Here is a 12,788-nt window from a genome sequence, read left to right as displayed (position 1 = left end):
CCACAGAGTGGGAACGATCATGGGTAACTTACGAATACCGCAACGCGGTAGCCGGCTCGACTTTCGCCGCACGCCATGCAGGGTAAACGGTGGCGAGAAAGCTCAGAATGAACCCGGCAGAGCAGATCAACACCACATCCGCACCCTGCAGTTCGGACGGTAGGTTACTGACGAAGTACACGTCTGAACTGAAGATGTGCTGCCCGCTGACCCGCTCCATCCAGCCCACCAGTTCACTGACGTTCAGCGCCGCAATCACGCCAAGCACACCACCAATCAACGTACCGACAACCCCGATCACGGTGCCCTGCACCATGAAGATCGCCATGATCTGCCGCGGCGTAGCGCCGATGGTCCGCAGGATCGCGATGTCCGCGCCTTTGTCGTTCACCACCATAATCAGGGTTGCGATGATGTTGAACGCCGCCACGGCGACGATCATCAGCAACAGCAAACCGATCATGGTTTTTTCCATCTTCATTGCACTGAACAGACTGCCCTGTGTGTGAGTCCAGTCATCAGCCTTGTAAGCGGTGCCCAGCCCGCCAGCAATATCGCTGGAAACCTTCGGCGCAGCATACAAATCCTTCACCGCCAGACGCACGCTTTGCACTTGATTCGGCGCCCAGTGCTGCATCTGCGCGGCATCGGCCACGTGGATCAGCGCCATGGAGCCGTCCAGTTCGGCGCCAACCTTGAACACTCCAACCACGTTCAACCGCTGCATGCGCGGGGTGATGCCGCCCGGTGCAGTGCTGACTTCAGGCACGATCAGGGTGATCTTGTCGCCGACGTTCAAGCGGAAGCGGCGTGCCGTGATCTCGCCGATCACCACGCCGAACTCACCCGGCTTCAAGGCATCGAGACGACCCTGAACAATGTGCTGGGCAACGATCGACACCTTGCCTTCCAGCGCCGGATCAACGCCACTGACCTGGATCGGCTGCATCGTCCCCTTGTAGGACAGCATACCTTCCATCTCGGTGAACGGCACGGCGGCTGTCACTTCGGGATTCTTCATGGCGGCGGCAGCGACGGGCTGCCAATCGTCGATCGGATTGACGCCGACGATAGTCGCGTGAGGCACCATGCCGAGGATGCGGGAGCTCATTTCGCGCTGGAAGCCGTTCATCACCGACAGGACCACGATCATCGCCAGCACGCCCAAGGCGAGGCCGATCATCGAGGTCATCGAGATGAAGGAAACAAAGCGATTGCGGCGCTTGGCGCGGGTATAGCGCGCGCCGATAAAGATCGATAACGGTCTGAACATTCGCTGGGCACCGTATAAAAATAAAAGACCCGACGTACTGTTCAGTACGCCGGGTTTCGGTCAATCAGATGGGCGTCAGGTAACCTTCCTGCAAATGCAGGACGCGATCCATCTGGCGAGCCAGGTTCATGTCGTGAGTCACCACCAGGAACGCCGTGCGCATCGAGGTGCTGAGTTCCAGCATCAAATCCTGAATGCCTTGGGCGGTGTGGGAGTCGAGGTTGCCGGTCGGCTCGTCGAGCATCACCAGGCCTGGCTTGTTCACCAGGGCACGGGCGATGGCCACCCGTTGACGTTCGCCGCCGGACAGTTCGGCCGGCTTGTGTTCCAGGCGATGACCCAGCCCTACCCGCTCCAGCAACGCTGTCGCACGTTGACGCGCTTCCGGGATCGCAGTCTTGCCGATCAGCAGCGGCATGCAGACGTTTTCCAACGCGGTGAATTCGGGCAGCAAATGGTGGAACTGGTAAACGAAACCCAGCGACCGATTGCGCAGCAAACCGCGAGCCTTTTCGTTCAGCGCCGACAGCTCTTCACCAGCCAGCCAGACGCTGCCCTTGGTCGGTGTATCGAGGCCACCCAGCAGGTTGAGCAAGGTACTTTTGCCCGAGCCCGAGGTACCGACAATCGCCACGCGCTCACCCGGATGCAGCTCCAGTTGCAGACCGGCCAGAACCTCTACCGACTCCGGGCCTTCCTCGTAGGATTTGCCCAGGTTGCGGCAGCTCAAGATTGCTTTATCACTCATGCCCAACTCACTCATAACGTAGCGCCTCCGCAGGCTGGGTGCGCGCAGCACGCCAGGCTGGATACAGGGTGGCGAGGAAACTCAGGACCAACGCGGCGGCGCAGACCATCAACACATCCTGGCTCTGCACTTGCGACGGCAGGTAATCGATGAAGTACACGTCGGCGTTGAGGAACTTGTGCCCGATCAGCCCTTCGAGGGCCGAGATCGCGGCGCTGACGTTCAGCGCGGCGAAGATCCCGACCACGGCGCCGATCAGCGTCCCGACCACACCAATGACGGTGCCCTGCACCATAAAGATCGCCATGATCGAACCCGGCGTGGCGCCAAGGGTGCGCAGAATCGCGATGTCGCCCTTCTTGTCGTTCACCACCATCACCAGCGTGGAAATGATATTGAACGCGGCAACAGCGACGATCAGCAGCAACAGCAAACCTATCATGGCTTTTTCCATGCGGATCGCCTGATACAGATTGCCGTGGGTGCGCGTCCAGTCGCGGGCATAGAAATGGTCTTCGCCGAGTTGCTGAGCGATGCTCCACGCCACGCGTGGCGCCTGGAACAGGTCGTCGAACTTCAGGCGGATGCCCTGGACCTGATCCGGTTTCCAGCGATGCAGCTTGGCCAGATCCTGCAGATTGGTGATGCCCAGATAGCCGTCCAGTTCACCGGCGCCGACATGGAAGATGCCGACCACGGTAAAGCGTTTCATGCGCGGGAACATCCCGGCCGGGGTCACGGTGACCTCCGGTGCCACAAACGTCAGCTTGTCGCCGATCGCCGCACCCAACTTGGCCGCGGCTTTGTCACCGATGACGATGCCGAAACTGCCCGGCGCCAGGTCGTCGAGTTTGCCCTGCTGCATGAAGTTATCAATGATCGAGACCTGCCGTTCCAGCGCAGGGTCGATGGCATTGAGCAGGACTTTGGAGACCTTGCCGTTGTTGGTCAGCAAACCCTGCATCTGGGTAAACGGCGCCACGGCCGTCACCTGCGGGTTCTGCTTGACCCTGGCGGCCAGGCTTTGCCAGTCGCTGATCGGTTCACCGGACTCGATGGTCGCGTGGGGCACCATGCCCAGCACGCGGGTGCGCATCTCATGATCGAAGCCGTTCATGACCGACAGCACCACGATCATCACGACCACGCCAAGGGCGAGTCCGATCATCGAGGTCAGGGAAATGAATGACACAAAATGATTGCGACGCTTTGCACGGGTATAACGCGTGCCAATAAATACGAAGAGAGGTCTGAACATGTCGGGGCTTGTTCGGAGGGAAAAGGAACGTCCTTGTGGCGGGGGTCGATAACCAGCTTTACACTCAGACCACCGCCGCTACCATGGGTTCGCCATGTCGACATTAGATGAAGAAGATCGCCGCGAATACTACCGTATCGAGGACACGATCGCACTGGAAATTCGGCCCCTGTCCGCTCCCGAAGCCGCAGGCCAGGAAGTGTTGCAGGATGCTTCCCCTCTGTTCAACTTGCTCAGCGAACTGCACCTGAGCGAATTCGAGTCACAGCACCTGTTGCGCCAGATCAGTGAGCGCGACCGGAACCTCGCCGCATTCCTGAAATCCCAGAATAAACGCATCGATTTGCTCAGCCAGGTGATCGCAATCACTGTGCTCGGGCAGATCGGCGAGCCGCAGCCGGTGATCATTTCCGAAGGCGGGATCGAGTTTCAGCATCCGACGCCCATTGCCGAGGGCGCCCACCTGTCGGTCAAACTAGTGCTAATGCCGCAAGCCCTCGGACTCTTATTGCGAGCTCGCGTCACTCATTGCGATCGCAAAGGCGACGGCTATGACGTCGGTACCGAATTCGAGTACCCGACCGATGCCCAGCGCCAATTGCTGGCTCGCTACATTTTGCAGAAGCAGGCCCAGGAACGACGCCTGGCCCGCGAACAAAACGAATCAGGCATTTAATTTAAGGAAGAACCGTGACTCTCATCTACGGCCATCGCGGCGCCAAGGGCGAAGCACCGGAAAATACGCTGACCAGCTTTCAGCAATGCCTCAAGCACGGCGTGCGCCGCTGCGAACTGGACCTGCACCTGTCCATGGACGGCGAGTTGATGGTTATCCACGACCCGACACTCAAGCGCACCACCGACCGTCGCGGCAAAGTCGTCGAACACACGGCGGCTGAGCTGGTGACCTACGATGCGCGCACCGGCGGACCGGGCTGGATTAAACCGTGCCCGATTCCAACACTGGAAGAACTGTTCGAGAAATGCGATTTCGAGCACTGGCAACTGGAAGTCAAAAGCGCTTCACGCACCCGCGCCGCGACTACGGTGCTGGCGATTCGCGAAATGGCTCAGCGTTTCGGCCTGCTCGACAAGGTCACGATCACCTCGAGTTCACGGGAAGTATTGAAAGCTGCGCTGGACTTCGTGCCGGATGTGTCCCGCGGATTGGTGGCCGAGTACGCCTGGCTTGACCCGTTGAAGGTCGCGCAAAGCTATGGCTGTGAGATTCTGGCGCTGAACTGGACCCTGTGTACGCCGGAACGCCTGCAGAAGGCGCAGCGTCAGGGGCTGCATGTGTCGGTATGGACAGTCAACGAGCCCGCGCTAATGCGCAGACTCGCCGACTTCGGCGTTGACAGCCTGATTACAGACTTTCCCGGTTTGGCCAGCGCCACGCTCGAGAATTGCTGAAATCGGTCTCCCCGGCCGGCTCAGGCCACCGGCCGGAGCCACTCAAAAAAGCCGGTTGAGGCCATCGTACGCCGCTACCCGATAGGCTTCAGCCATGGTCGGGTAGTTGAACGTCGTGTTGACGAAGTACTTCAGCGTGTTCAGTTCGCCCGGCTGGTTCATGATCGCCTGACCAATGTGAACGATCTCCGACGCCTGATAACCGAAGCAGTGAACGCCCAGCACTTCCAGGGTTTCGCGATGGAACAGAATCTTCAGCATGCCCTGAGGCTCGCCGGCGATCTGTGCACGCGCCATGCCCTTGAAGAACGCCTTGCCCACTTCGTACGGCACCTTGGCCTGAGTCAGCTCCTGCTCGTTCTTGCCGATCGAGCTGATCTCCGGAATGGTGTAGATACCGGTTGGCACGTCGTTGACGAAACGCCAGCTATGGTTGTCAACGATGCTGCCAGCGGCCGAACGCCCCTGGTCGTGAGCGGCACTGGCCAGGCTCGGCCAACCAATCACGTCACCGGCGCCGTAGATGTTCGGCTTGCAGGTACGGTAGGCCTCGTCGACTTCGATCTGGCCACGGCTGTTGACCTTCACGCCGACGTTTTCCAGACCCAACTGGTCGGTGTTGCCGGTACGACCGTTGCACCAGAGCAAGGCGTCGGCCTTGATCTTCTTGCCGGACTTCAGGTGCAGGATCACGCCGTTGTCCACGCCTTCGACGCGGTCGTAGTCTTCGTTGTGGCGAACCGTGATGTTGTTGTTGCTGAAGTGATAACTCAGGGCCTGGGAAATTTCCGAGTCGAGGAAGCTCAGCAACTGACCGCGGTTATCCACCAGTTCAACCAATACACCCAGACCGCTGAAGATCGAAGCGTACTCACAACCGATCACGCCGGCGCCGTAAACAATCAGTTTGCGCGGGGTGTGGCCGAGGCTGAGGATGGTGTCGCTATCGTAGATACGCGGATGGTGGAAATCGATGTCCGCCGGACGATAAGGACGCGAGCCGGTGGCGATGATGATGTGCTTGGCCACCAGTTTTTCGACCACGCCATTGGCGCAAACCACTTCAATGGTTTGCTCGTCGGCGAAGCTGCCGGTGCCGAAGAACACGTCGACGCGGTTACGGGCGTAGTAGCCGGTGCGCGATGCGACTTGTTTGGAGATGACTTTTTCGGCGCTTTTCAAAACGTCCGGGAACGAGAACCAGCGTGGCTCACCAATGGCCCGGAACATCGGGTTGGTGTTGAACTGCATGATCTGCCGGACCGAGTGACGCAGTGCCTTGGACGGGATGGTGCCCAGGTGAGTGCAGTTGCCGCCGACCTGGCGACGGCTATCGACCATCGCCACCTTGCGCCCTGCTTTGGCGGCGTTCATTGCCGCGCCTTCTCCCGCCGGGCCGGAACCCAGCACCACCACGTCGTAGTTGTAGACAGCCATGCATACTCCTCAGAACAGGCCGCGGCGCCCTCGGCACCTGCGGCTAAATCACGCCGATCTGCGGCGTGAAGGAACAATTTGGGGCCAGTGCAGAACCCGGACACAGTCTATATAAGCGTCAACGCCGCGCACATTAACCCTTGGTCGCGTCGTAGGCTAGTTTTGCCTGCACTACAACGCCAGTCTTTGCTGCTTGAATCGCCGTGATCACTCGGTTTTTCCGTCACTCAGGCGTTCAAAAGCCTGCGTGGTTCGTGTGACGAAACCTGTATCGGCACGAATCACAAAGAATGCACCGATGTCATGTTTTTCTGCGTAATCCCAACCCTGTTCAGGCCCCAGAATCAGCAACAGCGTCGATAAGCCATCGGCCATCAACGCTGAAGGATGAATCACCGTGACTGACGCCAGGGTGTGTGAGACCGGCGCCCCGGTGCGGGCATCGAAGGTGTGGGAATAACGCCGACCGTCCTGCTCGAAATAGTTGCGGTAATCGCCGGAAGTGGAAACGCCGTAGCCGTCGACGGCGATGATGCGCTCGGCCACTTGCTGGTCGTCGCGGGGTTCTTCCAGGGCGACGCGCCACGGTGAACCGTCGAGTTTCTTGCCGGCGGCCTTGAGTTCGCCGGTGGCTTCGGCGAGGTAGTTGTGGATGCCCATTGCTTCGAGTTTCGCGGCAATCGTGTCGACTGCGTAGCCAGCGGCGATGCTGTTGAAGTCAACCTCGACCGCGGCGTCCTTGCACAGCTGATCGCCGTCGATACGCAGGTGCTGGTAACCGACTCGCTGCCGCACTTCGGCCAGCGCTTGGGCCGCGGGGATTTTTTCCTCGCGAGCCTGCGGGCCGAAACCCCAGAGGTTAAGCAGCGGTTCCACCGTCAGGTCGAAAGAACCTTCGCTTTGTTCCGACAGACGCTCACCGACGCGCACCAGTTTGAGGATCGGCGGGGGCATTTTCTGACAGCGGTTGGCGGGTAGATCGTTGAAGCGCTCGATGTCGGAGTCGCTGCGGTAAGTCGACATTTGTTGATCGACTTCAGCAAGGATCTTTTCGACCTGAACACGGACCTCGGTCGGGGCGGGAAGCCCGGCATGGCGCAGGTACTTGATCGAATACGTGCTGCCCATGGTCGGGCCGCCGAAGCTTTCCATGGAATCGCCGTTGCCGCAGCCTGAAAGGACGCCGAACAGAAAAATTAAAACGCCTTGCCACCTATTCAACAATCCCCACCCCCCCAGGCATTCCCTGACACAACGCCAAGGCCAACCATTATGCTCCCACAGGGAAAAAAGATCGTTCCTACGCTCTGCGTGAGAACGATCACCGCACAAACAAAAACGCCCCGACCAAAGTCGGGGCGTTTTCATGTGCAGCTAACGCTTAGCGCGGGAATGCAGGCGGGTTTACACCGGCCATGTCTTCCATCACGCGAACCACCTGGCAGCTGTAACCGAATTCGTTGTCGTACCAAACGTACAGAACAACGCGGTTGTCTTGGCTGATGGTTGCTTCAGCATCCACTACGCCTGCGTGGCGCGAGCCAACGAAGTCGGTGGAAACCACTTCCTGCGAATTGACGTAGTCGATTTGCTTATGCAGATCGGAGTGCAGCGCCATGTAGCGCAGGTACTCGTTCATCTCTTCACGGGTGGCGGCTTTCTCAAGGTTCAGGTTGAGAATGGCCATCGACACGTTTGGCGTCGGAACGCGGATCGCGTTACCGGTCAGCTTGCCGGCCAGCTCAGGCAGCGCCTTGGCAGCAGCGGTGGCAGCACCGGTCTCGGTGATCACCATGTTCAACGCGGCGCTACGGCCACGGCGATCGCCTTTGTGGAAGTTGTCGATCAGGTTCTGGTCGTTGGTGTACGAGTGAACCGTTTCAACGTGACCGTTGATGATGCCGAACTTGTCGTTGACGGCTTTGAGCACCGGCACGATGGCGTTGGTGGTGCAGGAAGCCGCGGAAACGATCTTGTCATCAGCGGTGATTTCACCGTGGTTGATGCCGTGAACGATGTTCTTCAGCTTGCCTTTGCCAGGCGCGGTCAGAACAACGCGGTCGATACCCGGGCAAGCCAAGTGCTGGCCCAGACCGTCGGCGTCACGCCATACACCGGTGTTGTCCACCAGCAGCGCGTCTTTGATGCCGTACTGGGTGTAGTCCACTTCAGTCGGGTTTTTCGCGTAGATAACCTGGATCAGGTTGCCGTTGGCAGTAATGGTGTTGTTGGCTTCATCAATGGTGATGGTGCCATCGAACGGACCATGAACCGAGTCACGACGCAGCAGGCTGGCACGTTTGACCAGATCGTTCTCGGCGCCCTTGCGGACAACGATGGCGCGCAGACGCAGGCCGTCGCCACCACCAGTTTTCTCGATCAGGATGCGCGCCAGCAGACGGCCGATACGACCGAAGCCGTACAGAACAACGTCGGTGCCTTTGCGGGCGGAAACATTTTGCTGACCAACGACGTCAGCCAGTTCTTCACGGACGAACTGCTCGGCAGTGCGGCCATTGCCTTCAGCCTTGAACTTGACTGCAAGCTTGCCCAGGTCTACCGAAGCAGCGCCGAGCTTGAGCTCGCTCATTGCCTTGAGCAGCGGGAATGTTTCGTGGACGGACAATTCGCTGTCATCAGACTGACGATGACGAGCAAAGCGGTGAGCTTTGAGAATCGCAATGACTGAACGATTGATCAGGCTGCGGCCATAGATCGAGCTCACCACGTTGTTATTGCGGTAGAGCTGACCGATAAGCGGAATCATCGCTTCTGCGAGTGCTTCACGGTCGATCCATTCACCAAGACACTGGTCGGGCTTCTGAGTCACGGGAACCTTCCACATGTAGGGGCAGAAAAAAGGGGCTACATTATGCCGCCGAGCGCCTCCCGTAGCAATGCGCGCCTGTCGCACGGCCAGTAACAAAATCCTCTTCAAAAAAATCACGCACGGCTCAAACCCAACGAAACCGCGGCCTGCAGCGCAGTCATTTTTTGGTAGACAACACCGTCTTGTCTGTAACCCTCCGTAACACTCGGTCGTTTTGCCACTACATATTCAGTCATTTTTACTAAAAAACGGGCCGATTTTGTCTTTACCACTACATTTTGCCCAACCTGCGTAATAGACACAGTCTGCAACTGACAGGCGGCACCCGGGACCGTTACAATTACCGACTTTGTCGCAACGCTTGGAGCTCAACCTTCCGTGCCCGTTCTGCGTCTACCGCTTCTCCCTGCCGCGGCAGGTAAACAGCACTGGGGCAACCTGCCCGGTGCCGCCCTGAGCCTGGCCATTGCCGAGGCCGCCAGCGCTGCCAAGCGCTTCACCCTGCTACTGACTGCCGACAGCCAAAGTGCCGAACGGCTGGAACAGGAGCTGAGTTTCTTCGCCCCGGATTTGCCAGTGCTGCATTTCCCGGACTGGGAAACGCTGCCCTACGATCTGTTTTCGCCGCATCAGGACATTATTTCCCAGCGAATCTCCGCGTTGTATCGATTGCCGGAGCTGAGTCATGGCGTTTTGGTCGTGCCTATCACGACGGCTCTGCATCGCCTGGCACCGACCAAATTCCTGCTCGGCAGCAGCCTGGTGCTGGACATCGGCCAGAAGCTCGATGTCGAGCAAATGCGCACCCGGCTTGAGGCCAGCGGCTATCGCTACGTCGACACTGTCTATGAGCATGGCGAATTCACCGTGCGTGGCTCGTTGATCGACCTGTTCCCGATGGGCAGCAAACTGCCTTTCCGCATCGACCTGTTCGACGACGAAATCGAGACCCTTCGTACCTTCGATCCGGAAAACCAGCGCTCCATCGACAAGGTTGAAACGGTTCGCCTCCTGCCAGCGAGAGAGTTTCCGCTGCAAAAGGATGCGGTCACCCGCTTCAAGGCGCGCTTCCGCGAGCGTTTCGATGTCGACTTCCGTCGCTGCCCGATCTTCCAGGATCTGAGCAGCGGGATTACACCGGCCGGTATCGAGTACTACCTGCCGCTGTTCTTCGATGAGACCTCCACGCTGTTCGATTACCTGCCGCAGGACACGCAAGTGTTTTCCCTGCCGGGCATCGAGCAGGCGGCTGAAAACTTCTGGAACGACGTGCGCAATCGTTATGAAGAGCGCCGCGTCGATCCGGCCCGTCCTTTATTGCCGCCAGCTGAACTGTTCCTGCCGGTGGAAGATTGCTTCGCTCGCCTGAAAAACTGGCCGCGCGTGGTCGCCAGTCAACAGGACGTTGAAACCGGCGTCGGCCGCGAGCGCTTTCCCGCTCGGGAGCTGCCGAACCTGGCCATCGAAGCCAAGGCCACTCAACCGTTGGCGGCGCTGGCAGGCTTCCTTGATGAGTTCCCCGGTCGCGTGCTGTTTACCGCCGAGTCGGCGGGCCGTCGTGAAGTGCTATTGGAGTTGCTGGAACGCCTGAAGCTGCGACCGAAAACCGTCGACAGCTGGCCGGACTTTGTTGCGAGCAAGGAGCGCCTGGCGATCACCATCGCGCCGCTCGACGAAGGATTGGTACTCGACGATCCGGCCCTGGCCCTGGTCGCCGAGAGCCCGTTGTTCGGTCAGCGCGTGATGCAGCGCCGTCGCCGCGAGAAACGCGCCGATGCCAACAACGATGCCGTCATCAAGAACCTCACCGAGCTGCGCGAAGGTGCGCCGGTGGTGCACATCGATCACGGTGTCGGTCGCTATCTCGGGCTGACGATTCTGGAAATCGATAGTCAGGCCGCCGAGTTCCTGACCCTCGAATACGCCGAAAACGCCAAGCTTTATGTGCCGGTGGCCAACCTGCATCTGATCGCCCGATACACCGGCAGCGACGATGCCCTGGCCCCACTGCACCGTCTCGGCTCCGAGACCTGGCAGAAAGCCAAACGCAAAGCCGCCGAACAGGTGCGCGACGTGGCGGCCGAACTGCTCGACATCTATGCCCGCCGCGCCGCCCGCGAAGGTTATGCGTTCGCCGACCCGAAAGCCGATTACGCGACCTTCAGCGCCGGCTTCCCGTTCGAAGAAACTCCGGACCAGCAAACCACCATTGAAGCCGTGCGCACCGACATGCTCGCGCCGAAACCGATGGACCGTCTGGTCTGCGGCGACGTTGGTTTCGGCAAGACCGAAGTGGCGATGCGCGCCGCGTTCATCGCGGTGCATGGCGGGCGTCAAGTGGCGATTCTGGTACCGACCACCCTGCTCGCCCAGCAGCATTACAACAGCTTCCGCGACCGTTTCGCCGATTGGCCGGTGAGCGTGGAAGTGATGAGCCGATTCAAGTCGACCAAAGAAGTGAATGCTGCGGTCGCGGATCTGGCCGAAGGCAAGATCGACATCGTCATCGGCACGCACAAGCTGCTGCAAGACGACGTAAAAATCAAAAACCTGGGGCTGGTGATCATCGACGAAGAGCACCGTTTTGGTGTCCGTCAGAAGGAACAGCTCAAGGCCCTGCGCAGTGAAGTCGACATCCTCACCCTGACCGCCACGCCGATTCCGCGCACGCTGAACATGGCCGTGTCGGGCATGCGCGATCTGTCGATCATCGCCACGCCGCCGGCCCGTCGACTGTCGGTACGGACGTTCGTCATGGAGCAGAACAAGAGCACGGTCAAAGAGGCCTTGCTCCGTGAGCTGTTGCGTGGCGGTCAGGTCTATTACCTGCACAACGACGTGAAGACCATCGAGAAATGCGCCGCCGACCTCGCCGAACTGGTGCCGGAAGCGCGGATCGGCATCGGCCACGGGCAGATGCGCGAACGCGATCTCGAACAAGTGATGAGCGACTTCTACCACAAGCGTTTCAACGTGCTGATCGCCTCGACCATCATCGAGACCGGCATTGACGTGCCGAGCGCCAACACCATCATCATTGAGCGTGCCGACAAGTTCGGCCTGGCGCAGCTGCACCAGTTGCGCGGCCGGGTCGGTCGCAGTCACCACCAGGCGTATGCTTATTTGCTGACGCCTCCGCGCCAGCAAATCACGCCTGACGCCGAAAAACGTCTGGAAGCCATCGCCAATACACAGGACCTCGGTGCGGGCTTCGTGCTCGCCACCAACGACCTGGAAATCCGTGGCGCCGGCGAACTGCTCGGCGACGGGCAGAGCGGACAGATCCAGGCCGTCGGTTTCACGCTGTACATGGAAATGCTCGAGCGCGCGGTGAAGTCGATCCGCAAGGGCGAACAACCGAACCTCGATCAACCGCTCGGCGGTGGTCCGGAAGTCAATCTGCGGGTACCGGCGTTGATTCCCGAGGACTATCTGCCGGACGTACACGCCCGACTGATTCTCTACAAACGCATCGCCTCGGCCACCGACGAGGAAGGCCTCAAGGACTTGCAGGTGGAGATGATCGATCGTTTCGGTCTGCTGCCGGAACCGACCAAGAACCTGATGCGCATTACCGCGCTGAAATTGCAGGCCGAGCTACTGGGTATCAAGAAAGTCGACGGCGGCCCGCAAGGTGGCCGAATCGAGTTCGCGACGCAAACCCCGGTCGACCCGCTGACGCTGATCAAACTGATCCAGAGCCAGCCCAAACGCTACAAATTCGAAGGCGCCACGATGTTTAAATTCCAGGTGCCAATGGAGCGCCCGGAAGAGCGCTTTAATACTGTAGAGGCGCTGTTTGAGCACCTCATTCCGAAAACTGCTTGAA

At 59.5% G+C, this 12,788-nt stretch carries 9 protein-coding genes; 3 read left to right on the top strand and 6 right to left on the bottom strand.

Annotated elements, in window-relative coordinates:
* Nucleotides 1-28 precede the first annotated feature (28 nt).
* From QFW87_RS09900 to QFW87_RS09890, 3 genes are all read right to left on the bottom strand, one after another.
* Complete coding sequence (locus QFW87_RS09900) at nucleotides 29-1,273, bottom strand: lipoprotein-releasing ABC transporter permease subunit (RefSeq protein ID WP_095128737.1); 1,245 nt, start codon at nucleotides 1,271-1,273, stop codon at nucleotides 29-31.
* 64 nt (nucleotides 1,274-1,337) lie between these two features.
* A complete protein-coding gene (lolD, locus tag QFW87_RS09895) occupies nucleotides 1,338-2,021 on the bottom strand; it encodes a lipoprotein-releasing ABC transporter ATP-binding protein LolD (RefSeq protein ID WP_185753189.1) in 684 nt (227 codons plus the stop codon).
* A 7-nt stretch (nucleotides 2,022-2,028) separates the two neighbouring features.
* Entirely contained in the window at nucleotides 2,029-3,279 is a 1,251-nt protein-coding gene (locus QFW87_RS09890) for a lipoprotein-releasing ABC transporter permease subunit (protein ID WP_283190380.1), read from the bottom strand.
* A gap of 94 nt (nucleotides 3,280-3,373) precedes the next feature.
* Here QFW87_RS09890 and QFW87_RS09885 point away from each other — a divergent pair, with 94 nt between their 5' ends.
* Nucleotides 3,374-3,955 (top strand): PilZ domain-containing protein, encoded by a 582-nt coding sequence (locus tag QFW87_RS09885; protein WP_046047829.1) that lies wholly within the window; start codon nucleotides 3,374-3,376, stop codon nucleotides 3,953-3,955.
* A gap of 14 nt (nucleotides 3,956-3,969) precedes the next feature.
* On the top strand, nucleotides 3,970-4,692 hold the full coding sequence (locus QFW87_RS09880) for a glycerophosphodiester phosphodiesterase family protein (RefSeq protein ID WP_056744312.1): 723 nt from the start codon (nucleotides 3,970-3,972) through the stop codon (nucleotides 4,690-4,692).
* Between the two features lie 42 nt (nucleotides 4,693-4,734).
* Here the strand turns inward: QFW87_RS09880 and sthA are convergent, their stop codons facing one another.
* The 3 genes from sthA to QFW87_RS09865 all read right to left on the bottom strand — a co-directional run bounded on the left by sthA (nucleotide 4,735) and on the right by QFW87_RS09865 (nucleotide 8,974).
* Nucleotides 4,735-6,129: a Si-specific NAD(P)(+) transhydrogenase gene (gene sthA / locus QFW87_RS09875; protein WP_283183797.1), complete on the bottom strand. Its 1,395-nt coding sequence runs from the start codon at nucleotides 6,127-6,129 to the stop codon at nucleotides 4,735-4,737.
* 207 nt (nucleotides 6,130-6,336) lie between these two features.
* Entirely contained in the window at nucleotides 6,337-7,281 is a 945-nt protein-coding gene (locus QFW87_RS09870) for an FAD:protein FMN transferase (RefSeq protein WP_283183796.1), read from the bottom strand.
* A 229-nt stretch (nucleotides 7,282-7,510) separates the two neighbouring features.
* Nucleotides 7,511-8,974, bottom strand: coding sequence for a glyceraldehyde-3-phosphate dehydrogenase (locus QFW87_RS09865; protein WP_192407181.1), 1,464 nt, complete (start codon nucleotides 8,972-8,974; stop codon nucleotides 7,511-7,513).
* Nucleotides 8,975-9,337: 363 nt separating this feature from the next.
* On the opposite strand from QFW87_RS09865, the gene mfd reads away from it, so the two are divergent.
* Nucleotides 9,338-12,787 carry a transcription-repair coupling factor gene (mfd, locus tag QFW87_RS09860; RefSeq protein ID WP_095128744.1) on the top strand — a complete coding sequence of 1,150 codons (3,450 nt, stop codon included), beginning with the start codon at nucleotides 9,338-9,340 and terminating at the stop codon, nucleotides 12,785-12,787.
* Nucleotide 12,788: the final 1 nt, after the last annotated feature.

The organism is Pseudomonas sp. PMCC200344, from assembly GCF_030053095.1.
Taxonomy (GTDB): domain Bacteria; phylum Pseudomonadota; class Gammaproteobacteria; order Pseudomonadales; family Pseudomonadaceae; genus Aquipseudomonas; species Aquipseudomonas svalbardensis.
The sequence above is the reverse complement of the archived record's forward strand: the minus strand, read 5'-3'. Positions and strand labels throughout refer to the sequence as shown.